22 protein-coding genes, 2 tRNA genes, 3 rRNA genes and 1 pseudogene are annotated in these 25,901 nt (G+C 41.4%); 12 read left to right on the forward strand and 16 right to left on the reverse strand.

Features of this window, described 5'->3' with window-relative positions; genetic code table 11:
* Positions 1–4: 4 nt before the first annotated feature.
* Positions 5–196, reverse strand: coding sequence for a helix-turn-helix transcriptional regulator (locus BC8716_RS05350; RefSeq protein WP_011245078.1), 192 nt, complete (start codon positions 194–196; stop codon positions 5–7).
* 100 nt (positions 197–296) lie between these two features.
* Positions 297–623, reverse strand: coding sequence for an antibiotic biosynthesis monooxygenase family protein (locus BC8716_RS05355; protein ID WP_011245077.1), 327 nt, complete (start codon positions 621–623; stop codon positions 297–299).
* Positions 624–968: 345 nt separating this feature from the next.
* Here BC8716_RS05355 and BC8716_RS05360 point away from each other — a divergent pair, with 345 nt between their 5' ends.
* Positions 969–1,286, forward strand: coding sequence for a PadR family transcriptional regulator (locus BC8716_RS05360; RefSeq protein ID WP_063609067.1), 318 nt, complete (start codon positions 969–971; stop codon positions 1,284–1,286).
* Positions 1,283–2,005, forward strand: a complete 723-nt coding sequence (locus tag BC8716_RS05365) for a DUF2812 domain-containing protein (RefSeq protein ID WP_073305842.1) — start codon at positions 1,283–1,285, stop codon at positions 2,003–2,005. Before BC8716_RS05360 ends, BC8716_RS05365 begins: the two co-directional genes overlap by 4 nt.
* 401 nt (positions 2,006–2,406) lie before the next feature.
* Here BC8716_RS05365 and BC8716_RS05370 read toward each other — a convergent pair whose 3' ends face one another.
* The gene (locus tag BC8716_RS05370) at positions 2,407–3,627 is read right to left on the reverse strand and encodes an MFS transporter (protein ID WP_094424271.1); all 1,221 of its coding nucleotides are present in this window, start codon (positions 3,625–3,627) and stop codon (positions 2,407–2,409) included.
* A gap of 376 nt (positions 3,628–4,003) precedes the next feature.
* Between BC8716_RS05370 and BC8716_RS05375 the strand changes: the two genes are divergently transcribed.
* Both BC8716_RS05375 and BC8716_RS05380 read left to right on the forward strand, forming a co-directional pair.
* Positions 4,004–5,896, forward strand: a complete 1,893-nt coding sequence (locus BC8716_RS05375; RefSeq protein WP_094424272.1) for a sigma 54-interacting transcriptional regulator — start codon at positions 4,004–4,006, stop codon at positions 5,894–5,896.
* Between the two features lie 270 nt (positions 5,897–6,166).
* Positions 6,167–7,327, forward strand: coding sequence for a mandelate racemase/muconate lactonizing enzyme family protein (locus tag BC8716_RS05380; protein WP_094424273.1), 1,161 nt, complete (start codon positions 6,167–6,169; stop codon positions 7,325–7,327).
* 209 nt (positions 7,328–7,536) lie between these two features.
* On the opposite strand, the gene BC8716_RS05385 is transcribed toward BC8716_RS05380, so the two are convergent.
* Positions 7,537–8,415: a GNAT family N-acetyltransferase gene (locus BC8716_RS05385; RefSeq protein WP_094424274.1), complete on the reverse strand. Its 879-nt coding sequence runs from the start codon at positions 8,413–8,415 to the stop codon at positions 7,537–7,539.
* Positions 8,416–8,714: 299 nt separating this feature from the next.
* Here BC8716_RS05385 and BC8716_RS05390 point away from each other — a divergent pair, with 299 nt between their 5' ends.
* The 5 genes from BC8716_RS05390 to BC8716_RS22735 all read left to right on the forward strand — a co-directional run bounded on the left by BC8716_RS05390 (position 8,715) and on the right by BC8716_RS22735 (position 11,681).
* Positions 8,715–9,512, forward strand: coding sequence for a MerR family transcriptional regulator (locus tag BC8716_RS05390; RefSeq protein ID WP_157730359.1), 798 nt, complete (start codon positions 8,715–8,717; stop codon positions 9,510–9,512).
* Positions 9,509–9,943 carry a hypothetical protein gene (locus BC8716_RS05395; RefSeq protein ID WP_094424276.1) on the forward strand — a complete coding sequence of 145 codons (435 nt, stop codon included), beginning with the start codon at positions 9,509–9,511 and terminating at the stop codon, positions 9,941–9,943. Before BC8716_RS05390 ends, BC8716_RS05395 begins: the two co-directional genes overlap by 4 nt.
* 52 nt (positions 9,944–9,995) lie before the next feature.
* The gene (locus BC8716_RS05400) at positions 9,996–10,730 is read left to right on the forward strand and encodes a GAP family protein (protein ID WP_255222718.1); all 735 of its coding nucleotides are present in this window, start codon (positions 9,996–9,998) and stop codon (positions 10,728–10,730) included.
* Positions 10,731–10,804: 74 nt separating this feature from the next.
* Positions 10,805–11,338, forward strand: a complete 534-nt coding sequence (locus BC8716_RS22730; RefSeq protein WP_251180287.1) for a phosphotransferase family protein — start codon at positions 10,805–10,807, stop codon at positions 11,336–11,338.
* Between the two features lie 76 nt (positions 11,339–11,414).
* A complete protein-coding gene (locus BC8716_RS22735) occupies positions 11,415–11,681 on the forward strand; it encodes a phosphotransferase (protein ID WP_251180288.1) in 267 nt (88 codons plus the stop codon).
* Positions 11,682–12,075: 394 nt separating this feature from the next.
* Here BC8716_RS22735 and BC8716_RS05410 read toward each other — a convergent pair whose 3' ends face one another.
* A complete protein-coding gene (locus tag BC8716_RS05410; RefSeq protein WP_094424278.1) occupies positions 12,076–12,627 on the reverse strand; it encodes a MerR family transcriptional regulator in 552 nt (183 codons plus the stop codon).
* Between the two features lie 319 nt (positions 12,628–12,946).
* Entirely contained in the window at positions 12,947–13,846 is a 900-nt protein-coding gene (locus tag BC8716_RS05415; protein WP_251180289.1) for an endonuclease/exonuclease/phosphatase family protein, read from the reverse strand.
* 215 nt (positions 13,847–14,061) lie between these two features.
* Here BC8716_RS05415 and BC8716_RS23070 point away from each other — a divergent pair.
* A pseudogene (locus BC8716_RS23070) lies at positions 14,062–14,183 on the forward strand (ImmA/IrrE family metallo-endopeptidase); the annotation flags it as partial.
* Between the two features lie 311 nt (positions 14,184–14,494).
* Here the strand turns inward: BC8716_RS23070 and BC8716_RS05420 are convergent.
* The 6 genes from BC8716_RS05420 to BC8716_RS05445 form a co-directional block, all read right to left on the reverse strand.
* A tRNA-Thr gene (locus BC8716_RS05420) sits at positions 14,495–14,567 on the reverse strand.
* 7 nt (positions 14,568–14,574) lie between these two features.
* Positions 14,575–14,649, reverse strand: a tRNA-Asn gene (locus BC8716_RS05425).
* A gap of 23 nt (positions 14,650–14,672) precedes the next feature.
* Positions 14,673–14,788 (reverse strand): 5S ribosomal RNA (gene rrf, locus BC8716_RS05430).
* Between the two features lie 305 nt (positions 14,789–15,093).
* Positions 15,094–18,029: ribosomal RNA gene (locus BC8716_RS05435) — 23S ribosomal RNA — on the reverse strand.
* Between the two features lie 327 nt (positions 18,030–18,356).
* A 16S ribosomal RNA gene (locus tag BC8716_RS05440) occupies positions 18,357–19,907 on the reverse strand.
* Together the 16S, 23S and 5S rRNA genes with 2 tRNA genes alongside form the textbook arrangement of a ribosomal RNA operon.
* A 262-nt stretch (positions 19,908–20,169) precedes the next feature.
* Positions 20,170–20,406 (reverse strand): hypothetical protein, encoded by a 237-nt coding sequence (locus BC8716_RS05445; RefSeq protein WP_073305892.1) that lies wholly within the window; start codon positions 20,404–20,406, stop codon positions 20,170–20,172.
* Between the two features lie 120 nt (positions 20,407–20,526).
* On the opposite strand from BC8716_RS05445, the gene pdaB reads away from it, so the two are divergent.
* On the forward strand, positions 20,527–21,288 hold the full coding sequence (gene pdaB, locus BC8716_RS05450; RefSeq protein WP_094424280.1) for a polysaccharide deacetylase family sporulation protein PdaB: 762 nt from the start codon (positions 20,527–20,529) through the stop codon (positions 21,286–21,288).
* A 22-nt stretch (positions 21,289–21,310) separates the two neighbouring features.
* Here pdaB and BC8716_RS05455 read toward each other — a convergent pair whose 3' ends face one another.
* Positions 21,311–21,895, reverse strand: coding sequence for a KinB-signaling pathway activation protein (locus BC8716_RS05455; RefSeq protein ID WP_073305888.1), 585 nt, complete (start codon positions 21,893–21,895; stop codon positions 21,311–21,313).
* 138 nt (positions 21,896–22,033) lie between these two features.
* Here BC8716_RS05455 and gerD point away from each other — a divergent pair, with 138 nt between their 5' ends.
* On the forward strand, positions 22,034–22,618 hold the full coding sequence (gene gerD / locus BC8716_RS05460) for a spore germination lipoprotein GerD (protein ID WP_011245063.1): 585 nt from the start codon (positions 22,034–22,036) through the stop codon (positions 22,616–22,618).
* Positions 22,619–22,670: 52 nt separating this feature from the next.
* Here the strand turns inward: gerD and BC8716_RS05465 are convergent, their stop codons facing one another.
* Genes BC8716_RS05465 through BC8716_RS05475 form a run of 3 tightly spaced genes read right to left on the reverse strand, consistent with a single transcriptional unit; the run spans position 22,671 to position 25,858 of the window.
* A complete protein-coding gene (locus tag BC8716_RS05465) occupies positions 22,671–23,480 on the reverse strand; it encodes a MurR/RpiR family transcriptional regulator (protein WP_073305886.1) in 810 nt (269 codons plus the stop codon).
* A 19-nt stretch (positions 23,481–23,499) separates the two neighbouring features.
* Positions 23,500–25,035 (reverse strand): DUF4127 family protein, encoded by a 1,536-nt coding sequence (locus BC8716_RS05470; protein WP_169715913.1) that lies wholly within the window; start codon positions 25,033–25,035, stop codon positions 23,500–23,502.
* A 31-nt stretch (positions 25,036–25,066) separates the two neighbouring features.
* Positions 25,067–25,858 carry a Cof-type HAD-IIB family hydrolase gene (locus BC8716_RS05475; RefSeq protein WP_073305884.1) on the reverse strand — a complete coding sequence of 264 codons (792 nt, stop codon included), beginning with the start codon at positions 25,856–25,858 and terminating at the stop codon, positions 25,067–25,069.
* Between the last annotated feature and the right edge of the window lie 43 nt (positions 25,859–25,901).

The following is a 25,901-nucleotide window of genomic DNA, read 5'->3' on the forward strand; positions in this document are numbered from 1 at the left end:
GGCTTCAAGCCTCCCAAAATAATTGGTCTAATGTTTTGTTTAGTGCCTTAGCGAGTGCTATACATAGTTTAAGAGACGGATTATAGTGATTTTTTTCGATCAACCCAATCGTTTGTCTCGAAACATTTACTTTATCTGCAAGTTCCCCTTGAGTTAGTCCTAAATCCCTTCTTGCCTGCTTCACTCTGTTCTCCAAAAAAACACCAACCTTCTTATTACAGGTTTACTGTAACATAGACAATGCCCAATGTAAAATATATATTGCATTTTATAGATTAATTGTTTTTTCCGCCTTCCTACATTTCAAACGAATAATCACGCTCTACTTTGCATACACGTACTGTGAATCGACTATACCACTCTTTTTTGCCACGTTCTTGAGCGACTTGGTGAGCTGCATGTGCTTTCCAAGCGGCAATATCCTCGAGTGTTTTCCAGTAAGAAACGGTAATGCCCAAATTTGAATCTCTTGCACTTTCGATCCCTAAATAGCCTTCTTGTTTACTTGCTAATTCGACCATTTTTGCTGCCATAACACCATACCCATTGTCCCCTTCCGTTCGCTCTGAAGCAAAGACAACCGCATAATAAGGCAATTTATATGTATTTGCTAAGTGACTCATCTCCAACCACACTCCTAACTTATCAATACTCGGACGAAAATTCTTACAATTATTATACATTAACCGGAAAAAGCCGCAAAACCTAACCTCTTCTTTTCATTTGCTCTTTTTGCGAAAATGATTAGGTCTTTCTGCGTCTCACTACTGCTTACGCTATTCGAGAAGTCTTTATGGTGCGGCTTTCCACTTCTGCGAAGGATCAATTGTACGGATCTTTTTTAAACGTATCACAAATTGATGTATCAAATTATGATATAACTATTGCCATCTATATCAGATAATGATATATTGTTATTGGATATATCGCGGCTTGATACAATTTCATTAGAGAGAAGAGGTGATCGTTTGAAAACGACTGAACCGCTAACAGATTCAATGTTTTATATTATGGCTGCTTTAACGAAGCCGCGGCATGGTTACGCTATTATGAATTTAATTGAAGAAACAACAACTGGCGCGATCACGATAGGCCCGGCTTCGATGTATACGATTATAAAGAAGTTATTAAAACAAGAGTGGATTTACTTATATGACGGATCGGATTCAAGACGTAAAACATATTTACTTACCAAAAGAGGCATAGAAGTGCTAGAGGAAGCTGTGAAAATTCGAAAAACGGTCATTCAATTGGCAGAAAAAGGATTACAGGAGGCTGGAGAATGAGACAAACAAAGTATATGATGTCAGGTGGGTTAGCCTTTTCTGAGGACAAAGACATGGAGAAGTTACGGCAATTTTCTTTAAAGGGCTGGCATGTCAGCGGCTTTAAGTTTATGGGATATACACTTAAAAAAGGACAAAGCGCAGATTATATCTATAGTATTGATTACCGTTCATTAAATGAGGAGGAAACGGAAGAATATTTCGACTTTTTCTCTTCTGCTGGGTGGACCCATATTGCCTCAGAAGAAGAATGTCACTTGTTTCGAGCATCACCTGGTACAAAGCCTATTTATAGTGATCAGGAAACAGTGGTTGAAAAACATAACAACGCTGGAAACTCGATAAAATGGACCGTACTCCCAACACTTTTATTAACAGTGCTCTTATGGTTTGGAACATTCATAAGCTCAGGTTTTTTACATACCACGCTGGTTGTAATAGCTACCATTCTCACTATAATTGCCATTCCAACTGCTTGGACTGTGCTTGCAATTTACAATAACAAATGGAAGGCAGAAGGAAGAAAAGGTTTAGTGAAGCTAACGAAGATGATCCCACCTCTTCTTTTCCTAGTTGCGATGACTACATTAATAATTGCCGTCGGCACTGACAGCTCCGTTCGCCTTTTAGCCTATATAGTAATTGGGGCAATTTCATTTCCGACTGCTATTTGGATGATTATGTCCCTTAAAACTAGATTGGGAGGAAGGAGAGCATAGGGAAATTCCGTAACATATGTAGGGAAGTCTTGGGGAAAACACAGGCATCCCTACTAAATGAGCTTATGCTTATCTAAAATAGAAAAAAGCCTGTCTCAAAAGGTCGCTTTACTATGGCCTTTTAAGACAGTTTCTCTATAGCCCAGTCTCCACTAGGATGATTCTTGGTGAATAAATACGCTTACGTGCTTACCATCCTTGATTCGCTCCTTCTCTAATTAGTTCAAAGTGACTGCCCGCTTGATTTTCTAAGCCGCCAAGTGCAGCGTCTTGCGGTGCCTAGTAGATTATACAGACTATAAGTACTGTACTGCCCTCGAAATAAGAACAATGGGTTCAAGAAAGTACCTATTTTTCCATTTTAGCTACATATCCCAAAGAGATCTTTTCACGCCGCTGTATTAATAGTTAGAAGTATACTTTCTGTATGTTCTCCCTTTCCATAAAGTGATAAGAGCAATTATTAAACCAACAATCGAAAAGGACAAAATTACGTGTTGGACATCAATCCCTCTAGCTACAAGTAATGTTACACTTGCATAGGCAAGGGGATCGAAGCCGTTCATGGCTAAGAAGACAATGCTCATGACCCTCCCCATAATACGGGGATCAGTATCTTCTTGTGCTGAAGTAAAGAATGGGATTGAAACAAATGTCATGGTAAATCCAATTAGGAACGCTAATGCCGTCAAAATATACAAATTAGGAATTTGGCTAAATGCGATAGCTACGAATAATGTTGCAATCAATCCAGCAATTGAGGTTAATCCCCTGCGGCGTATTTTAACGATGCCAATTATTGCTGTGCTTACTAGCATTCCAACCCCTAAAGCAGCCTCAATGTAACTAAGATTAATGGGCGATCCTCCATACGTTTCCACTAAAATAGGAATGGCAATCGATATTGCTCCGAAGGCAAAGAAGTTTAACGTAATTAAGATCAGAATTCCTGTGAGTAAAAATTTACTTGCTTTGACGTAAGAAAAACCTTCTATTAAATCTTTAAGGGGTGTTTGTTTGACTGTATTGTCTACAGGACCTTCTTTTAAGAAAGGTGGAAACATAAAAAAGGCAGACAATAAGACGATAATAGCAGAAACTAAATAACCAGTTGTGACGCCAGCGTATTCCATGACACTTCCAGAGATCATAGGGCCGACAATAAAACCAATCTGGCCCAATCCCTGAATAACGGCATTTGCTTGTTTTATTTGGTTTTTCTCTACCATTTTAGGGATTAATGATGTGCCTGCTGGTCCAGAAAACGCATCTAATATTCCAAAAAAGAACCCCAAAATGATGAGATATTCAAATGTTAATTGATTTGCATGGTTTAATACAAATATGATAATTAGTAGGACTCCTTGGATGAAACTGGTGCTGAACATGATTGTCGTCTTCTTGAATTTATCTGCGAGCACGCCGCCAAATGCCATCATGAGAATACGTGGCACAGTAATGGCAATGAGTATAATCCCTAATGAACTGGCAGAACCTAAGTCAGAAATGACAAACCAAGTTGTTGTCATAAAAAACATGCTAAAACCGATAATCGCTAAAAAACTTCCGAGAAACAGAAGTATAAACCGGCTGTTTTTAAATAATGATGGTTGTTGTTCCATAGCATAACCTTCCTTCTCGTTTTAATCTATAAGCATCATAGATTGTGACGTAATGTCGTACGCAATCTTTTTTAATAAGAAATATCCTGACTACAATGAAGTGAATTGATTGTGACCTTACGTAACAAATTTTGCAAAAGTTGTGGGGCAACGGTGAGAACATTATGCTTACACTGAAGGATTACATTCCATATATTTAAAAAAGCTCCAAGAGCACTCAAATGTGAAGAGGTTACTTGGAGCCTTTGAACAACTGCCCAAATAGAATTAACATTGTTATAATATACATACATTTCTTATGGCCAGTTACTAAAATGCAACATAGTAAGTCTACATTTTTGAATCGTAATTAGTAAGATATAGTTGGAGGGTTATTATGAAAGAAATTTTAGTAATAGCACCGTTTGATTTAACAGATGCTCAAATCGTTAAAATGGAAAACTCTCTAAAAGAACTCCCTTATCAATTCCGTTTCATGGAAACGTTACTTCCTTATGAGAAAAACCTCGACGCCATATCTCCATCGACCAGCGCGATTGTTTCAAGAGGCGGGTTAGGTGAATTTCTCCGAAGCCATACCTCTATACCATTCATTAAAATTCCCGTTACCCCCTATGATCTGCTCCGTTCCATTACTTCTGTATACAATAAAGGCTATCAACGGATTCAGGTCATGTTTTTTGCAGGAATATTTAATGATATGGATTTTATTGAATGTGACTTCGGTGCATTACAAATTAAAATAGAAAGTTATCGAGACCAAGCTTATGCAAAAGAACACATTAAACAGTTAACTAAAAGGAAAACAGTAGATGCCATTATCGGGGACCGGTTTGCTACGGATGCAGGTAATGAAGCAACTATTCCTTCTTTTTTAGTGAAATCAGGTGAAGAAGCACTTGTTTTCGCTGTTGAACAAGCGATTGAAACATTAAACATTCAATTAGAAGAAGAAGCTAAAACAAAAGAACTTGATTCCATTCTTCAAGTTGTCCCTCAAGCGGTTATAAACGTAGATGCAAATGACGACATTAAAATGTTTAATGAACAAGCTAAGCATATTTTTCCAGAATTGAAGGAAGCGTTGCCTGAATTTAATTACACCGATATCTTTAAGAGTAAGGAATTGCAAGATCAACTTAAAGCCCGAACGATTCAACGAAACATCCTGACACCTATTAACAATCAACAAATGCTCGTAACGACCACCCCTATTTTTTCTAACGATATGTACGTTGGTGCGATTCAAGTATTCGAAAGACTAGCGGACTTTCAGAAACTTGAGATGAAAATTCGAAAAGAAGTATACAAAAAAGGACTTACAGCAAAGCATACTTTTGCGGATATCGTTTGTGAGAATAAGGAAATGAAGAGATTGGTTAGCGAAGCTGCCGCCTTTTCACGTTCAGAAGGTTCTGTCTTAATCTATGGAGAGACAGGGACAGGCAAAGAATTATTTGCTCAAAGCATTCACAATGCAAGCGATCGCCATGCCCAACCTTTTGTATCATTAAACTGTGGGGCTTTAAATGAAAACTTACTTGAAAGTGAATTATTTGGTTATGAAGATGGTGCTTTTACCGGCGCACTAAAAGGAGGGCGTGCAGGGCTATTTGAAATGGCCCATGAAGGGACACTATTCCTTGATGAAATCAATGAGATGCCCCGTAGTTTTCAGATAAAGCTTCTAAGAGTATTGCAAGAAAAGGAAGTCCGTAGAGTAGGAGGGACGAAAAACATCCCTGTCAACGTACGTATTATCTGTGCAACCAATCAACCAATGGACGAGCTAATACGTCGTGGAAAATTTAAAGAGGATCTTTATTACCGCATTTCTACTTTAACATTGGACTTATTGCCTTTACGAGACAGAAAAGAAGACATTATCCCTCTAGCTACTGTTTTTTTAACTAAAGAAATGGAAAGAGAAAACCGTTTTTTAAAAATCAAAGATGCCAAAAGCGCACTTCGGCCATTACTCTCGATGAGATGGGATGGGAATGCACGTGAACTACAAAACTTCATGAAAAGATTGGTCATTACTTATCAAGGAAGTGTGATTACAGCAGACGGAGTTCATTTGCTATTAAACAAAGCGAAAAAAAAGAGCGGAGAAGTAACCATTCCGATTTCAACCTCTTTCAAAGAAATGGAAAGTCACCTTTGGGCACAACTATACAGCCAATTTAATGGAACAAAAGAGGAATTCTGCAACCACTACAAAATTAGCCAAACCACTTTATGGCGAAAACTATCCGTTCAAAAATGAAATCATAATTTCATTTTTGAAATGAATAAGTGGGCTGTACTGTCTGAAATAAAACCGCAGAAAGATTCTTTCTACAAAAAATGAAGTTGAGTTGTCTTTCGATGACTCAACTTTTTTATTGGCACATTTGCAATCCCTCTGATAGTATCCACGTAATTTATTGCAAACTCGTTTACTCAAACCAAAATAGAGTTTTTGGCACAGTTATTGCATGAACAAAAGTGAGCATTCCCCCACGAACTCATATTATGCTAAGGAGAGGATTTGAAAATGAAAATTGTAGATGTTGTAGAGAGAGCAGTGCCAATTAGCAGTAATATCGCAAATGCTTTTATTGACTTTAGTAAAATGAATGCCTCAATTGTAGCGGTAAAGACAGATGTTATTCGAAACGGTAAACCAGTAGTAGGCTACGGTTTCAATTCCAATGGTCGTTATGCGCCGAGCGGCATTTTAAGAGAGCGATTTATTCCTCGTTTATTAGAAGCAAAATCAGAAGATATCTTAAATGAATCAGGGACCAACTTCTCGCCCGAAAAGATTTTTGACATTCTAATGGCAAACGAAAAACCAGGAGGGCATGGTGAAAGAACGGTTGCGGTTGGAACACTAGATATGGCTATTTGGGATGCAGTAGCAAAAATTGAGGAAGTGCCACTTTATAAACTATTGGCTGATCAATATGGAGACGGCACGATTGACGAGAAGGTCTTTGTCTACGCCGCTGGCGGTTATTACTTCCCAGGTAAAGGGTTGCCAGAACTTCAAGATGAAATGAAAGCCTATTTAGATATGGGTTACTCAAAAGTCAAAATGAAAGTTGGCGGTGTACCTTTAAAGGAAGACCTAAAACGGATTGAGGCAGTTATTGATGTCGTAGGTACGGGACAGAACCTAATGGTTGACGTGAACGGCCGATTCAATCTAGAAGAAGCGATTGAATTTGGAAATGCGATAAAGGACTATCATTTATTTTGGTATGAAGAAGCAGGAGACCCGTTGGATTACAAATTGCAGGAGGAATTATCGAAAGTTTACCCACACGCAATTGCGACTGGTGAAAATTTGTTCTCCCTTCAAGATGCCACTAACTTAATCCGTTACGCAGGTATGAATCCAAAGACGGATTTCCTGCAATTTGATTGCGCGCTTAGCTACGGACTAGTGGAATACATGAAAATATTAAACATGCTAGAAGAAAACGGATGGTCTTCTCGTAATTGCATTCCACACGGTGGCCACCAAATGTCATTGAATATTGCAGCAGGATTGAAACTGTACGGCAACGAATCATACCCTGGTATTTTCCAACCATTTGGCGGGTTTGCTGACGGGCATGCAGTGGAAGACGGCTTCGTTACATTGCCAGATGCGCCTGGTGTTGGGTTTGAAGCGAAAGAGAAATTATATGACCTATTAAAAACACTGTAACCAGTATGTAGATCAAAGAGATATATGGCTTATATATCTCTTTGATCTATTTTTTAAACAGGTAAAGAGAGAGTTTAGTTGAAAACGGTTAAATAAATCACCAAGTTTGGGGTTAATTTCTTTGACATTAGTCCCCCCCTTATTCAAAGGTTGTTAAAAATGCCAAAAGACGATTGATTTTTCAGTGGCTACTGGTATAACTGTCTTTCTTAATGTCGCGTGATTTTATAACTAATTAATTTGTACTTCTCCAAGAATCCGACCGATTTGTATAAATGAATGGCAGCTAGATTGTCTCCTCCCACACATATGGTAATTTCCTTCATTTCAGAATAAGAAAAGAGTTGGTTGAGTGCCACTCTTATTAGAGTTTTACCTATCCCTTGTTTTCTTAATTTCGCTGATACAGCAATATATTCAATATTGGCTTCCATATGTTTAGGGTTTGCTTCAATATAGACATACCCCTTTATATCATGTTCATTTTCCGTAACGAAGAATAAATGGTTAAAGTCATTTAATCGACTAATAATGGTATGTGCATCAAAATAGGTTGTGGGAAAGACTTCATTATGTAGATTGATAAAAGATTGACGGTAGGCATCAGAGTACGTTTCAACATCGCTAGGCGTGTGATTAATAAATCGATCTCTAGTTATGCTCAAAACCAAATCCGACCCTTGATCTATGCCTTTATTTTGTAACACAAACTCTTTTCCAAAGTGGTTATCCTCATTCAAAAAGAAAGAAAATGTCTTTATCATAGGAGGTGTTTTCGAAGCAATCGTTTCCCACAATTCTTGAGCCATGTCGATATCTTCCCCCTCAACAAACGGCCCCCATACGTCCGCACATCCTCTTTTTAAGTCCATATCCAAACCGATTGCACCAACTATACGAGAGTGATTATAAGCAACCAAAAATGAATCTTTCAATTCCAAATCAGAAAAATCATTCATTAAATGATCGTATATTTCTCCCCTATCTTCCCCACAAAAGCCAATATGAGTACTGCTCTTATTGTTCATTTTTTCTAGGAAGATGCTAAGATCTCTTATATGGATTGGGGGTGTTATACGAAAATTCATTGGGATCCTCCTTTCTAAACAAATTATGTTTAGCTATTCGTTCGATTAAACCTAATACAAATAGTAAAGGATGTCAATAGATTGCTTTTTATTTTTTCTGAATTTAGCATAAAGAAACTGCCCATGTGCGAGTGCGTCCCATTAATCATTTTTTATCTAAGCGTCCAAACGGACTTGAAACGCTAGCCCGCACCGTACTCTCTTGCTCTCAAAAGAATAAGTTAGCCATTATCGTTAAGACTACTATTGACTATTCCCTTAACGTCATTGTTTATAATCATTATATGGAGGGTGGCAATATGATAAAAATTGGACAGTTAGCTAAGAAAATTGGTATCAGTAAAAAAACACTTTACCATTTCGAAAATGTAGGCATCTTAAAGCCTTCTTTAATAAAAGATAATGGTTACAGGTATTATGATGAACAAGCCATTTCACAATTACAAAGAATTTTGTTATTAAAATCAATCGGATATACGTTAGAACAAATAAAGATCCTTTTCGACTCTGAAAGTGAGACAGGGGAAAATCAAACATGGATTCATTCACTATCAGAGCAAGTTAAATTAATTGAAGCCGAAAAAGAGAGGTTAAGCCGATTACAATACTATTTAAATGCGACTATACACGTTATTAAATTAAAAGGGCATTTGGAGCCACAGGAAATGCTTGACGTTATACAAGATTTAAATAGGAGAACTTTGGTTAATGGTATTATCCCTGCTCGTTTTGATGAAGCATTAGAAATTACAAAAGAACAAAAGGAGATACTTGAAAGGCTACCTGTTATCGGTAGTGACGATCCCAGACTGGAAGAAATATTGTCTATTTTCAACGAAGTTCGTGACATTTTGCACATGGATCCGAAATCGAATGATGTCCAACAAATAGCTCATACTCTTTATATAAAAACACTTGAATTGTTTGAAGGCGATGAAGAATTAATGAATTTTTATTGGGAACTAATAAACCCTTCTAGCGATAAAGAACTAGTACTTGGCATGAATACTGAAGTAACAGCTTATATTGATAAAATGTTCTACCACTATGAAAATAACAAGGCCAAAAATGAAGAACGAAAGGAGAAAAACGAATGAAGAAGCCTAAGCGCCTTTACTTTTTACTAATCTGTGTAAGTACTTCTCTTGCTTCATGTGGAGTAGCTGAGAATAAAGACAACAGTAGCCCAAATAATGAAAATGAGGAATTAATCATACAAGTTATTATCGAAAGTAACGCTTCGTACGCCTCTGATTTGGAGGTGGAAATTAATAGTAGAAATAGCCCTCAAACAGTTAACGAACTATCAATTGAGGTTCCTTATTCAAAAACATTTGTAATACCCACCGATGCAGCATTTCCAATAAGTTCAACTAAAGTTAAAGCTACAGCTGGAGAAGATGGAGATAGGATATCCTGTAAAATTTTATATGATGAAATAGAAGTAGCTACTCACGACAGCGAAGGAGAATTAGCCACAGCTGTTTGTGAGAATAAGTTTATAGATAACATATTGTCCTATCAGTAAAACACTAGAAAATGAAACGGTGGTGGAATAAATCAACGACCTATCTTATTTAATATTTTTAGCTTTAATCGATTCCCTGAGTTTCGGGACTTTGTTAATCCCGTTGTGGCTATTAATAAGTTCAAAAGAAATAAAAATTAAAAGATTTTCTATCTATATAGTTACTGTAGTGCTTTTTTATTTTATCACTGGATTAGTACTCGTAATTAGTGCTGAAGCTTTGCTAAATCTAGGTGAAACATTCTTCCAATCGACTACGTTTCAGTATTTCCAACTTATTTTAGGTGTGGGTTTAATCATTATAAGCTATAGAATGGACTCAAAAACAATAGATAGACGAACAGAGAAACAAGAGAAAACAAACCCATCTGTTTGGAGAGATCAGCTTTTAAGTGACTCCAATACTGCTAAACAATCTTCAATTATGCTCATAAGTCTTGCATTTACCGCATGTCTATTAGAGGTGGCTACCATGCTACCATATCTATTAGCAATAGGAATGATCTCTGCCAATGATTATTCACTTCAACAATCTGGATTGATACTGTTTGGTTACTGCATAGTTATGATTCTGCCAGCACTAATTTTATTAATGGGAAGAGTGTTTGCCCATAACTTGCTGAAAAAACCCCTTATTCATTTAGAAGTATGGTTATCAAAGAATGCCAGAAACACAACAGCATGGATAATTGGCATTGTTGGATTTATCCTAGCAGCTAATGCCATTTATGAGTTAGAACTTTATCATATCATGGCTTGCATTCTAAACGTCTCTTTTGTAACCTAGCCTCAATTTATATTGAAAATGATCTAAAGCTAACGGGGCAAGAAACTTGGGAATAAAAAAGGAGATAGTATTCAATGATAAACAACTATATGAAAAATGTTAAATCGATTTATCCTAATATATCCATTGAAAACTTTTATCTTAATGAAATGGGACAAAATAATGATGTATTAATTGTAAACCATTCTCTAGTTTTTAGATTTCCCAAATATAAAAATGGAATTATTCAATTAAAAAGAGAGACAGAAATTCTGCAATACATTAAAGATATCATTTCCACTCCTATTCCAAATCCAATATATCAGTATCTTGAAGAATTAGAGCCCGGTAAGGTCTTCACTGGCTATCATCTAATCGATGGTGTGCCTTTGTGGGGGGAAAGTTTAAGAGGTATAAAGAATCATGCATTGGTGAAAGGCTTAGCTACACAACTTGTTTCTTTTCTTGTAGAGCTGCATTCCATTTCGGAAGAGAAACTAAGTCGAGAGTTGAAACTACAGGTTAATAACCCTCGTGAAGAAATAAACAAACTGTATGATAAGATTCAAAAAAATTTATTTGCTTTTATGAGAAGAGAAGCACAAAAAAGAAATATCACACTCCTTTGAGAGGTTCCTAAATGGAGAAGCATTATCAAAATTACATTTATCCCTTATACACGGAGATTTCGGGTCATCCAACATTTTGTGGAATCCAGAATCAAGTAGAATTACAGGTGTAATAGATTTTGGTGGTTCTTGCTTAGGAGATCCTGCGTATGATTTTGCTGGGATACTTTCCAGTTATGGTAGACATTTTTTTGATATGTGTATTAGTCTATGTCCTAATGATAGCGAATTATCAGACCGAGCTAATTTTTATAAAAGTACATTCGCTTTACAAGAAGCATTACACGGGATTGAGAACGATGATAAACAGGCCTTTGAAAGTGGGATTAAAGGATTTAGATAAATTCCTATTTGTCTAACCCCTCTGATTGGAAGGATCTGCTCTCACATACATTTCGAGTTAACCCCGTATAGAGGAAAGATTAAATTTCCTATTACCTAAAAAGTTGGTTTTGAATAAAATGATGAGACTACTCTAGCTGTTTCGAATGCCAATAGAGTTAGGATATAGGAGTATTGATACGGCTTGTATCAAAAAGACTTGGTCAGAAAAGATTCAGTTATAACAAAAAAAGTATGGAATACTGATCACGGGTTTGAAAACTAGAGGGAAAACGATTGAAAAAGCATACCCGATCTGAAGAGGTATGCTTCTCATTTTCTATTAGGTTGCTCATTCTTTCTTATCTTCCTGTTGAAGGGATACTTTACTAAGAATCAGTTCATTAATAACCTTTTCAATAAACAATTCCTCTTCCAGTCATTTCTTTCTCCAACTCAAGTTTTTCTGTATGTGAGTGTAGTTTATTATACACAGAATCGGACTCATGTTCAGTTATCCAGCGATTTCGTACCTCTGCATTTTTTAAGGCATGAATAAGGACAAGCAATGATTGTTCATCTACAGGATCTGAACCTGAAACAATTCCTTGAACACGAGTAATGATTTGTATCACTGTATCAATCTGTATTTTCTTTTCTAGCAGCATATTTTTCTGCTCGACCATTGTCTGTGCTAAATCTTGTTCCGGGCGCTCTAAGTATTCTGAAATTTCTCCGAGTGATAAATCCAAAAATTTTAGCACTAATATTTTCTGAAGCTGGACAATGGATCTGCTGTTATAAACTCGATGCCCATGTTCCGTGTAGTTAAAAGGTTTCAATATCCCTGTTTGATCGTAGTGTCGCAGTGTTCGTTCAGTAATCCCAGTCAGTTTTGCAAATTCCCCAATGGAGTATTTTTTTCCATCGTCAATATTCTCATTCCCTTTCTGTTTAAACTCTAACACTTGACGTTACGTCATTAGCAAGTACTTTTTTCTTATGGCATTAGGAACGACCAATTCCACTTGTCGAATGCAATAAACACTTTATAGTGCTCTCAAACATTTCATTGCGTAATAAGGACAGCTAGGAAAACAGGTATAAATATACCCAATCCTGGTCCAAACTGCATATTTCATATGAGGGGTGATTCTATGGCCACGGTATTTCCACAGGCGACTCTTTATCCTACTCCACACTGTTTCACACCAAACTCTAATAATATCACTACTCCCTTACAAATAATAAAAAGAAGCTGCATAGACAGCCTCTTTTTATTAGTATCTATTCTTCTCCAAGCTTAAATTCTGCAATGACTGGAAAATGGTCACTTGGATACTGCTCACCATTGCGATAATCATTAATCCCAATGGATTCAGCTAAAATGTTCTTTGTTAGAACCCAATCAATTTTATTATCGGTTCCACCACCTGTGGGATCATTAAATCCATTGAATGTACCTAACTCTTCGTTTATTTTTTCTTCAGCATAATCCCACGGATCTTCAAACAATCCTTCTCCCGTTAAAATACCATGAGAAACACTATCTGGAGTCGTGTTAAAATCACCCGTTAGTATAATCGGTAAGCTTTCATCATACTCATTGATTTTTTCGATAATCAATTCAGCACTTTTTTGCCTAGATTCTTCCGATTGATGATCAAAATGCGTATTCACGAAATAAAACTGTTCGCCAGTTGCTTCTTCTTCAAACTTTGCCCATGTGACCATTCGAGGAATTGTATTTCCCCAAGAAGTCGAGCCGACTACATCTGGCGTATCGGAAAGCCAGTAATGGCCTGTATCAGTTGGTTTGAAACGGTCACTTTTATAATAAATTGCCATGAATTCCCCATCGGTTCCACCTTCTCGCCCAATTCCAATCCATTCGTAATCAGGTAAGTCTTCATCAAGGTGAGTAACCTGATCATAAAGAGCTTCTTGCGTGCCTAAAATATCTGGCTCTTCCGTTTCTAAAAAGGACTGAACTGTAGGACGCCTCTCACTCCAACTATGAGGAGAAGGATCGTTTCCCCCGCTATTGCGCAAATTAAACGACATTACTTTCATTTTATCCAACTCCTCTTGGTTTTCCGAGGCATGTACTTGCTCATCAGTACCTAACAGATAATTTACTGAGGTCAATACAGCAAGCGCAACCCCTACTTTCAAAACTCTCCTCACAGAAAAAAACCTCCAATTTGTTTAAGTTGTCTAAACAAAAAAGAACTTCTTTCATTTCGTCTATTTTAACCCTTCTATATGAATCCGTTGTTTCCTGTTATTAAATCATTATTTAACAAACTCAATTTTTTCTTAACAGCTCTTGTTGTAATTTTGGATTCACTAGTTTCACTGGTTTATTGAAATCAATTCTTTCAGATCAACATAATCAGGTTATATGCGCTCATGAACTTGGACATGCTGTCTTGCACCCGGAAGCTAACACACCTTTTTGAAACGGCATACTTTCTACTCCACAGACCGTATTGAGCAAGAGGCGAACTATTTTGCGGCTGAGGACAAAACCGTATCATCGTCAGAGATAGGCACGAATACGGTGTGCTGTATGAAGTCATCCAAACATACATTCTCTCCCGTTATTAAAGGAGATGAACATTATCGAAAAGACCGCACTCCATGTATGATGTTAGGGATTAAGGAAAGAGGAAGAAAACGGTAAAAGGAAGCAGTGAGAGACGCGGAGAATAGACCTTGAGGCTACGCATAGATTTAAGATTTCATCCCCATTTTGTCCCCAACTACACTTTTTAGACAAAAATAAAAAGCCTTCATAAGGCTGAAAGGCTTGGTGCGTAAGAGTTTGAGAAAAGCTTCCAAGCGGACTTGAACCGCTGACCCCCACCTTACCATGGTGGTGCTCTACCGACTGAGCTATGGAAGCACAAAAATGGCTCCACAGGCAGGATTCGAACCTGCGACCGATCGGTTAACAGCCGATAGCTCTACCACTGAGCTACTGTGGAACGAAAAAAATATATAGAAAAAAGCCCGGCAACGTCCTACTCTCGCGGGAGGAAGCCTCCAACTACCATCGGCGCAAAAGAGCTTAACGGCCGTGTTCGGCATGGGAACGGGTGTGACCTCTTTGCCATTGTCACCGGACCCTACTTCAGATAAGCTTTGGATTTCTTCGAGCACTCTTGTCCTCGAACTTCTCGCTTCTCTTCGTAGTTCTTTTTTGACTTCAGATAAGCAGCGAATCTCTTCGTCTCGTTCGTGATTCTTCTTCAGTCACGTACGTTTGTACGCTCCTTCAGTCGAACACTTCCGATCCTCGACCTTCTTGCTTCTCTTTGTCAATCGCTTCAGATACGGCGAATCGCTTCGTCTGCACTGAAGGGTATAGAAAGAATCAGTGATTCTTTCAAAACTAAATCCGAAATAGACTCAATTGTCAAGAATGTGTATAGGATAAGTCCTCGACCGATTAGTATCAGTCCGCTCCACGTGTCGCCACGCTTCCACTTCTGACCTATCAACCTCATCATCTCTAAGGGGTCTTACTGGCTTACGCCATGGGAAATCTCATCTTGAGGGGGGCTTCATGCTTAGATGCTTTCAGCACTTATCCCGTCCATACGTAGCTACCCAGCGATGCTCCTGGCGGAACAACTGGTACACCAGCGGTATGTCCATCCCGGTCCTCTCGTACTAAGGACAGCTCCTCTCAAATTTCCTACGCCCGCGACGGATAGGGACCGAACTGTCTCACGACGTTCTGAACCCAGCTCGCGTGCCGCTTTAATGGGCGAACAGCCCAACCCTTGGGACCTACTTCAGCCCCAGGATGCGACGAGCCGACATCGAGGTGCCAAACCTCCCCGTCGATGTGGACTCTTGGGGGAGATAAGCCTGTTATCCCCAGGGTAGCTTTTATCCGTTGAGCGACGGCCCTTCCATACGGCACCGCCGGATCACTAAGCCCGACTTTCGTCCCTGCTCGACTTGTAGGTCTCGCAGTCAAGCTCCCTTCTGCCTTTGCACTCTACGAATGATTTCCAACCATTCTGAGGGAACCTTTGGGCGCCTCCGTTACTGTTTAGGAGGCGACCGCCCCAGTCAAACTGCCCACCTGACAATGTCCCTGGCCCGGATCACGGGTCGAGGTTAGAATGCCAGCACCATCAGGGTAGTATCCCACCGACGCCTCCACCGAAGCTAGCGCTCCGGTTTCCAAGGCTCCTACCTATCCTGTACAGATGATACCAACACTCACTATCAAGCTACAGTAAAGCTCCATGGGGTCTTTCCGTCCTGTCGCGGGTAACCTGCATCTTCACAGGTACTATAATTTCACCGGGTCTCTCGTTGAGACAGTATCCAAGTCGTTGCACCATTCGTGCGGGTCGGAACTTACCCGACAAGGAATTTCGCTACCTTAGGACCGTTATAGTTACGGCCGCCGTTTACTGGGGCTTCAATTCAGAGCTTCTCCCGTGAGGGATGACCCTTCCTCTTAACCTTCCAGCACCGGGCAGGTGTCAGCCCCTATACTTCGCCTTACGGCTTCGCAGAGACCTGTGTTTTTGCTAAACAGTCGCTTGGATCCTTTCACTGCGGCTCTCTCGGGCGGTTAACCCTACTAGAGCACCCCTTCTCCCGAAGTTACGGGGTCATTTTGCCGAGTTCCTTAACGAGAGTTCTCCCGAGCGTCTTAGAATTCTCTTCTCGCCTACCTGTGTCGGTTTGCGGTACGGGCACCTGTATTCTCACTAGAGGCTTTTCTCGGCAGCGGAGGATCAGGGATTTCGGACCCGAAGGTCCTTCACGGTCACAGCTCAGCCTTACGGAACACGGATTTGCCTATGTTCCAGCCTCGCATGCTTCGACGCGCACAGCCAGCGGCGCGCTCACCCTACCTTTCTGCGTCCCCCCATCGTTCAAACGAATACGAGGTGGTACAGGAATATCAACCTGTTGTCCATCGCCTACGCCTTTCGGCCTCGGCTTAGGTCCCGACTAACCCTGAGCGGACGAGCCTTCCTCAGGAAACCTTGGGCTTTCGACGGATAGGATTCTCACCTATCTTTTCGCTACTCATACCGGCATTCTCACTTCCAAGCACTCCACCAGTCCTCACGATCTGGCTTCGCTGTCCTTGGAACGCTCCCCTACCCAATCCCATACGGGATTGCCATAGCTTCGGTGATACGTTTAGCCCCGGTACATTTTCGGCGCAGAGTCACTCGACCAGTGAGCTATTACGCACTCTTTCAATGATGGCTGCTTCTAAGCCAACATCCTGGTTGTCTGGGCAACTCCACATCCTTTTCCACTTAACGTATACTTGGGGACCTTAGCTGATGGTCTGGGCTGTTTCCCTCTTGACTACGGATCTTAGCACTCGCAGTCTGACTCCCGAGTTAAAGTCATTGGCATTCGGAGTTTGACTGAATTCGGTAATCCTGTGGGGACCCCTCGTCCAATCAGTGCTCTACCTCCAAGACTCATCACTCGAGGCTAGCCCTAAAGCTATTTCGGGGAGAACCAGCTATTTCCGAGTTCGATTGGCATTTCACCCCTACCCACACCTCATCCCCGCAATTTTCAACTTGCGTGGGTTCGGGCCTCCAGTCGGTGTTACCCGACCTTCACCCTGGACATGGGTAGATCACCCGGTTTCGGGTCTACGGCATCGTACTAAAGGCGCCCTATTCAGACTCGCTTTCGCTGCGGCTCCGCTTCATCAGCTTAACCTTGCACGATACCGTAACTCGCCGGTTCATTCTACAAAAGGCACGCCATCACCCGTTAACGGGCTCTGACTAGTTGTAGGCACACGGTTTCAGGATCTCTTTCACTCCCCTTCCGGGGTGCTTTTCACCTTTCCCTCACGGTACTGGTTCACTATCGGTCACTAGGGAGTATTTAGCCTTGGGAGATGGTCCTCCCGGATTCCGACGGGGTTTCACGTGTCCCGCCGTACTCAGGATCCACTCTGGAGGAAACGAAGTTTCAGCTACAGGGCTGTTACCTTCTTCGGCCTGCCTTTCCAGACAGTTCACCTACTCCGTTTCTTGATCACTCCGTATTGAGTGTCCTACAACCCCAAGAGGCAAGCCTCTTGGTTTGGGCTGTTTCCGTTTCGCTCGCCGCTACTCAGGAAATCGCATTTGCTTTCTCTTCCTCCGGGTACTTAGATGTTTCAGTTCCCCGGGTCTGCCTCTCGACATCCTATGTGTTCAGATGCCAGTACCATCCCATTACGGATGGTGGGTTCCCCCATTCGGAAATCTCCGGATCGAAGCTTACTTACAGCTCCCCGAAGCCTATCGCGGTTCGTCGCGTCCTTCATCGGCTCCTAGTGCCAAGGCATTCACCGTGCGCCCTTTCTAACTTATCCTTTTTCACGTCAGATAACCGTCGCATCTCTTCGTCTGGTTCATGCTTCTCAGTCGGTCACGTAGGCAACTACGCTCCCTCCTTCGAACATTTCCCATCCTCGACCTGCTTGGTTCTCTTTGTGAAATGAAAAAAATACATAAAAAGGTATGCATTGAATTCTTGACGTCTCGTTCAAACAGTTTTACAACCGATGAACAAAGATCAATTTGAGTTATTTCTGGATTTAGTTTTCAAAGAACCTGAGAGTAAGTCCTCTCAAAACTGACCAAAAGCACAAGCGTCAAACAACGTAAGTTGTTTGTCGACTAGAGTAAAAACTCCATAGAAAGGAGGTGATCCAGCCGCACCTTCCGATACGGCTACCTTGTTACGACTTCACCCCAATCATTTGTCCCACCTTAGGCGGCTGGCTCCAAAAGGTTGCCTCACCGACTTCGGGTGTTACAAACTCTCGTGGTGTGACGGGCGGTGTGTACAAGACCCGGGAACGTATTCACCGCGGCATGCTGATCCGCGATTACTAGCAATTCCGGCTTCATGCAGGCGAGTTGCAGCCTGCAATCCGAACTGAGAATGGCTTTATGGGATTGGCTTCACCTCGCGGTTTCGCTGCCCTTTGTACCATCCATTGTAGCACGTGTGTAGCCCAGGTCATAAGGGGCATGATGATTTGACGTCATCCCCACCTTCCTCCGGTTTGTCACCGGCAGTCACCTTAGAGTGCCCAACTGAATGCTGGCAACTAAGATCAAGGGTTGCGCTCGTTGCGGGACTTAACCCAACATCTCACGACACGAGCTGACGACAACCATGCACCACCTGTCACTTTGCCCCCGAAGGGGAAGCCCAATCTCTTGGGTGGTCAAAGGATGTCAAGACCTGGTAAGGTTCTTCGCGTTGCTTCGAATTAAACCACATGCTCCACTGCTTGTGCGGGTCCCCGTCAATTCCTTTGAGTTTCAGCCTTGCGGCCGTACTCCCCAGGCGGAGTGCTTAATGTGTTAACTTCGGCACTACGGGCATCGAAACCCCTAACACCTAGCACTCATCGTTTACGGCGTGGACTACCAGGGTATCTAATCCTGTTTGCTCCCCACGCTTTCGCGCCTCAGCGTCAGTTACAGACCAGAGAGTCGCCTTCGCCACTGGTGTTCCTCCACATCTCTACGCATTTCACCGCTACACGTGGAATTCCACTCTCCTCTTCTGCACTCAAGCTCCCCAGTTTCCAATGGCCGCTCGGGGTTGAGCCCCGAGATTTCACATCAGACTTAAGAAGCCGCCTGCGCGCGCTTTACGCCCAATAATTCCGGACAACGCTTGCCACCTACGTATTACCGCGGCTGCTGGCACGTAGTTAGCCGTGGCTTTCTGGTGAGGTACCGTCAAGGTACCGCCCTATTCGAACGGTACCGCTTCTTCCCTCACAACAGAGCTTTACGACCCGAAGGCCTTCCTCACTCACGCGGCGTTGCTCCGTCAGACTTTCGTCCATTGCGGAAGATTCCCTACTGCTGCCTCCCGTAGGAGTCTGGGCCGTGTCTCAGTCCCAGTGTGGCCGATCACCCTCTCAGGTCGGCTACGCATCGTTGCCTTGGTAAGCCGTTACCTTACCAACTAGCTAATGCGCCGCGGGCCCATCCCTTAGTGATAGCCGAAGCCATCTTTCACCCTCTCTCCAGGTGGAGAAAGGGATTATCCGGTATTAGCTCCGGTTTCCCGGAGTTATCCCAGTCTAAGGGGCAGGTTGCCCACGTGTTACTCACCCGTCCGCCGCTAACGTCAAAGGAGCAAGCTCCTTATCTGTCCGCTCGACTTGCATGTATTAGGCACGCCGCCAGCGTTCGTCCTGAGCCAGGATCAAACTCTCCGTTAAAAAGTTTGACTTGCTCATTGCACAACTAATGTTGTGGCTCACTATCATTGACGAGATACCTTGTATCTCTTTTACGCTTGGCTTTTGTTCAGTTTTCAAAGGACTCGTTTGTCGCCGTTCTCTCTTGGCGACTCTTAATAATTTACACTACATCCAACCATTTGTCAACGGTTTTTAAAAACTTTTTTATACAACCGCCCAAAAGAATGAAGACGGTACATAAAAATATACACCTAGTATGCCTTTTCGTCAACGCCTGTATTTAAGACTTTTTATTGGTTTGTGTCCGAAATGAAGAGAGAGCATAGCGAACATGGTCCTGTGGAGGAGCGACACGTTTATATAAATGAAAAAGAATGCTGTATTTTTCAATCATGACGTTTTTTATAACACCATCAAGCCGCTCATCGGAAAGATCAATCAATAGAGCTTCCAGCTCACGCTTTACTAAGTATTCCATTTCTTTTACTTCTTTATCAGACAACATCATTCCTAACATCGATCTCACCGCTTTCATGGGTTCCTAGTTGGACAGTCTTTTCGTTTTGCTGCTTTTTTATTCATATCTTCCGCGGACAAACATATCTTGTCTTTGAGAACAATTGAAGGAGCGGTGTACATGAAAGGAATTTGGGTGTTTAATTTGAAAAAATGGAAGCCACTGCTGTTTATTTGCATCGCTTCTCTATTCGTTGCTAGCTGGCTGTTTATCCAGCGTGACCATATTTCCGTCTTTACAACTCCAGATGGTCCGCAAGCTTTTTACCGGGCCGAAAACGCTGACCATAAAATTGCGCTTACGTTTAACATAAGCTGGGGAGAGCAAAATGTACGGCCAATTGTGAACATTTTAAAGGAGAATGACGTGGAGCATGCGACGTTTTTCGTTTCGGCTTCATGGGCCGAAACATACCCCGAATTAGTCAAAGAAATTGCAGATTCCGGTTTCCACATTGGCAGCCATGGGTACCGCTATAAAAATTATACCGCTATGGATGATGAGCAAGTCATTAAAGATATGAGAAGAAGCAAACAAGTGTTGCAAGAATTAACAGGTGAAACACCGACACTCCTTCGCCCTCCAAATGGCGCATTTACAACACGCACACTTGCTTTAGCGGAACAGCAAGGCTTCGACATTGTCCATTGGAGCGTGAATTCTTACGATTACAAAAATCCTGGAACTGCGCAAATCATTGACAATGTTTTAAATGCGACTAATTCTGGCGATGTTTTAATGTTCCATGCTTCAGACACCGTTAAGCAAACTGGGGCAGCATTGCCAACTATTTTGAAAGAGTTGGAAAAACGCGATTATGAACTTGCCACCTTAGAAGAGCTCATGAACAGCGCCGATGCAACGAGCAATGAAGTAAATTAAAAAACGCCTGTACAGGCGTTTTTTACGGTTTAGCGATTAGCCGGTGCAACATCAACAGCTGCCATGTATTTGCCACAAGCAGAGGCGTGATGTATAACACCAACCACCTGCCGTCGTTTGCTACTAAAGCTGGCACCCACTCAATCGTTGTAATGACAAACATAAAGAAAAGCGCGGGGACAAATGCGCCTTTGTTTGTTTCTTTTGCCTTAATTCGTGCCACAATAAACGCATAAATAAATAGCAATGTCGGGATTACTAAATATCCCCAAAAGGAGTGCTCTTTTCCGAATGCAATGTATCGGAAATAGACAAGGTCAAAAAAGACAAACGCGATTAGTACCCACTGTATCCGATTCCATAACGTATGCGATTTCGATAATCCTAAACCAAATCGGTGTAAAAACAAATAAGCAAAAAACCCCATTTGGGCGACCAAGCTAAAAGCGGCGCTAATGCCAAGCATATAGATAATGCCTACGATTAGGTTGCCAATGCCATCCCCAAGATATACCTCTAAATTGATAAAAAAACCGACGATCCCGCCGCTAACGCTTCCAAAAAGCAGCGTCGACCAAAAAAGGAAAACAACTTTTTTGCTGTTCACAAGCCTATCCCCCAGTTCGTTATGCCTCGCTTTCATTGTAGCAACCCTTTTCATGAAACGCCAGCGCGTTATGCATATTTTGTCGCAGGCAACAAACACTAAAGCCATCATGATAATGCAGAAAGGAATCATTCATCCATGAGCAAAAAGAATTGGAAAGTTTTGTTGGCATTGCCGTTGCTCGGTCTGCTCGTGTTGGCTGGGTGCGCCCAGACAGAGGCGCAACAGAACGCCGATTATGAGGGCACCAAAAAAATGGTCATTGATTTGTTAAAAACGGATGAGGGCAAAAAAGCGTTCCATGAATTGATTGCCGAGGAAGATATGCGGGAAGAACTTGTCATGGATAGTGACTTTGTCAAAAAAACCATCCAAGATACGTTAACATCTGAAGAAGGCAAAACCTTTTGGCAAGAAGTCATGAAAGACCCTGAGTTTGCCAAAACATTTGCAGAGAGCATGCAATCGGAAAATGAAAAGATTTTAAAGTCATTGATGAAAGACCCTGAATACCAGCAAATGATGATGGACATCTTAAAAGATCCGCAAATGGGCGAGCAAGCGCTGGAACTGATGAAGTCAAAAGAGTACCGTGAACAAATTATGGGCATCATGAACGAAGCGCTGGAAAGTCCTTATTTCGCCTCAAAAATGACTGATTTAATGAGCAAGGCAATGGAAAAGCAAACAAAAGGACAAGATCAGAATAAAGAAGGTTCGTAAAAAAAACTGCCCACCAGGTCGTAGATCGCGGCCTGCTGGGCTTTTTTCAAATTCAATCAATCGATTCAGATATTTTCTTTTTGGCTAATTCGATATTGTCTTTATCTAACTCATATAGATGTTGACAAATTTGTTCGGTTACAAAAAGCTGTGACATTTGTGTAATTAACGTACTACCTTCTTGTTCGATTTCTTTTCCTGCTGTATGAATAATCATCTCTCCGATATTCGTGATCGGCGAGTGGGAATGATTTGTGATCGCAATGGACTTTGCCTTGTTTTTCTTCGCATTTTCAAGCCAGCGAATTGTTTCTTTCGTATCTCCAGTAATGCTAAAGGCAATCGCTAAGTCGCCCTCAGAGATCAGGTGGGAGCTAATAAATTGTGTATGTTGATCCGAAAAAGCATACGCTTTATAGCCGAGGCGCATGAGTCTAATTTGCGCGCCTTGAGCTGCTAGCCCTGAAAACCCAATCCCAAATAGATAGATGGATCGGCTTTCCATTATCCAAGTGGCAGCCTTTTTGAGGACCTCATTATCAGCCAAATTCCGTGTGTCATTTAGCATTTGAATAATCTCTTCATAGGTTTCTTGGACCTCAGTACTAAAAGTGGACGGTGTTGGGTTTCGCAGTTGTTTCACCATATTCGTTTTGAATTCATGGTACCCGGAAAAACCAAGCTTTTTAAAGAAGCGAAAAACGGTCGCTTCCCCCACCCCGCATTCCCTAGCGAACTCCGTTAGTGATGGAAAAACAAAGTGATCGTAATGTTCTGTTATATATTGGGCTACCCGTTGTTCACTTTTCGTTAAGGAAGGGTAAATACTTTTGATCACTGTTAACACGTCGGTTACATTCACTCCATGCCCCCCTCATCTATCAATGAGTTTCCCGAATGTCTAGATGAATGCCGATTTCAAACATCCGCTTCCAAGGGAATGTAATCTCTAGATTGGATACTACTATATTTTTAAAACTATGTCGAATGTTTGTATCAAACGCTTCTTTCAAGAGCGTTACTATTTTTTCCCCGACCACTTCTTCTTTTCCTTTCACATCGAAATAGTTAGCTCCAATGCCCGGCAGGAATGTATCAGTGACCGATTTCCTTATAGCACCCTGGTAAAACCCATCATCCAACAGGTGATAGAGAATGTTTTTCTTTAAGTTGACCGTATGCCGATTGGTGCTCTCAAAGCCGAAAATTGCTGCTGCTATTGAAGTCCCGATCGTATTGCAGTTTGTGTTCCACGCTTTGTACGAAATAATGTGGTCTAGCAGCCTACTGTCATCTAAAAGTGCAATTAGCTCTAGATCACCCCCATTAGCAAAAGCACTATCCACGACCGCTACAGGGATGCCCTCTTGTACATATCGCTCAATCGTATGGACAAAAACCCTCAATTGACGAAAGCTATTGTACGTACTATCTTTTGCCATTTGATCGGACGATTCTTGCATGATTTTTCCAGCCGTATTCACAGCCAAAATAAAATCGGCTTGCTCTGGATTCGAGACCCAAATACAATCCGTGACAAACAAGTGTGATTTTAAACTTTCTGCCAGCGGCCTGTCTTCATATAACGGAATGATATTGGCACCCAAAGTTGAGCTAAAGAATGGATAAACTTTCATTGTTCGTTTGTTTAAATGATTAAATGCTTTTGCTACTAAAGAGGAACCGGCCTCATCAGCTCCAGGGTACACGGCCACTTTCGATTGCAGCCTCTTGCTTACAATTTGGTCATAGACTCGTTTTTGGTCCTGTGATGTATAGCCGTATTCGGCAGAATCGTCTTGTGGTATCGCTAAAAAGTCAATGACGCCGTTCTCGACTAATTCCGTAATCTTGACATTCATATTTAAGTTAAACGCTCGTCTGTCTTCATAGTCTTTAATGATGTCTTTTGGAACCTCATGTCGAATCGTTTGAAGTTCCTCTTGCTCTTTTTGAGACAAGCCGCTTCGTTCCCATTTATCGGTTAAATAGGCCTGTTTATATATACGTTCTCCGTACTGTTCATAATAATCGGGCTCCTCATCAGCGCTGTTATAACGAGGCGTTCGCATAATTAAACTAAACGCGAATATCGGTTTATTCCCAACCACTTTCCGTAATGTTCGAAAATAATTGATACGCTTCAACCCTTCATCTTCGCTTAAATGATGCAGCCGAGAGGGAAGTAGCCCTCCATAAAGCAGCATATCAGTAGATAATACAAGGGCATCCGCCGTTTTTGCTTGATCAAACACAAACTTCCATAAAGCTTCCGTGTCAGCAGGCTTCTTCTTGTCTCCCAATAGATGGATAGGCGGCATGCGTAATTGCACATCTGACCTAGTGTTGGCTAAGAACGACGGATAAGCATAATTGCATGGACGTTCATCTAACGGGATATAAACGATCGTGTACAAATGTTTCACACTCCTTTTAGGAAAACGCAAGTTACTTCGATTTTAACTGTTCAAGGATCTCTTCCATGCAGGTTTTGACACTTGTCTTCACTACGGTTGCCTTTTGTTTTACAGCTTCTGGGGCATGTTCCATCGCAAATGAATAGCCAGCGACGTCAAATAATGATAAATCGTTTTCAGAGTCGCCTATTGCAACGACTTGCTTCGAGTTGGCCTTTAGCTTTTCCATCGTTTTTTCTAGGGCAGTCCCTTTTGATACGCCGTGGGGTAAAATTTCTAATGTATGTGGACTCGTGGCGATGAAATCAACATAGCCATCGTATTTTTTAGAAAGACTTTGTTTGATTTCAGCAAAGATCCCTACATCACCAAAAATGAGGAAAATGATTGGTTGAATTTGGACGCCTACCTTTTGCTCAAGATCAGGTTCAATAATTGAGGAGTCGATAAACTCAGCTACTTCCCCTTCCTTCCGTGGGGATGGAAAATAGCGATGATTTATATCGGATACTTCAATACGAACATCCCATTCTTTAAGGTCTCTCATTAATCTTTGTGCAACGTCTGAATGGATCTCTTTTTTTAATAAAATTCGGTTCTCTTTATCTTTAATCACCGCGCCGTTTTGACTGATGCGAAACTCTCCAGCAATCCCTAGTTGATTTTCAACATAAACAATATCGTGGTCCAGCCTTCCTGTCGCAATCATGAATGAGCCGCCTGCATGATGGAATGCTTGGATGACATCTTTTGTGCCAGCCATAATGCGATTTTGTTTATCAAGTAAAGTTCCATCTAAATCACATGCTACAAGGTTTGTCATTGACATCCTCCTGAACGATCGTTTTTCGAATAAAGAACCAATA

The organism is Shouchella clausii (assembly GCF_002250115.1).
Lineage (GTDB): Bacteria > Bacillota > Bacilli > Bacillales > Bacillaceae_D > Shouchella > Shouchella clausii.